1 pseudogene is annotated in these 706 nt (G+C 64.7%); it reads left to right on the top strand.

Features of this window, described 5'->3' with window-relative positions:
• Positions 1–604, top strand: a pseudogene (locus ACR0JX_RS19715) (DNA polymerase III subunit gamma/tau); the annotation flags it as partial.
• Positions 605–706: the final 102 nt, after the last annotated feature.

Raw genomic sequence — 706 nt, 5'->3', positions numbered from 1 at the left:
GCCTCCTGGTCCACCCATGGGTGGACCAGGAGGCGGCGCACCTGCTCACAGCATTGGCGCAGCCCCTGTGGACGCACGCGGCCCGATGACCGCAAGCCACCAGCCCACACCGCGCAGTTCCGGCGGCGCACCGGTCGCGGCGCTGGCGCAGGATGTGCAGGCGGCACTTGCCCGGTATCCAACCTTTGATCATGTGGTCGAATTGATCCGGACCAACCGCGATGTGAAACTGCTGGTCGAGGTCGAAAACGGTGTTCGCCTGGTTTCATACCAACCCGGCCGGATTGAGTTCACACCCGCCCCGCAGGCCCCGACCGATCTGGCCCCGCGACTTGGCTCGGCCTTGCAACGTTGGACGGGCAACCGCTGGGCCGTGTCAATCGTATCGGATGGCGACGCGCCGACTATAGCCGAAATTCGCGACAAGGCTGAGCTTGCACTGAAGGAAGAAGCCCACGAACACCCTCTGGTCCAGGCCGTACTGGCGCAGTTCCCGAAAGCCAAAATCACCAAGATCGAGACCCCCGAACAACGCGCCGCTCAGGTCGAAACCGAAGCGCTGCCCGAGGTCGAAGACGAATGGGACCCGTTCGAGGAAGACTGACCCCCAGACTAAAAGGAACAGCTCCCGCGCCCGCCACTGGCCATCGGCTGACGCCGATACCACTGAGCGGCCTTGGGCCCGGCAGCGCGAGCTTTGCTCGCG

The sequence above is a fragment of the Ruegeria sp. AH7 genome (genome assembly GCF_056541325.1).
Note: the sequence above shows the minus strand (reverse complement) of the source record. Positions and strands in the feature narration are given on the sequence as shown.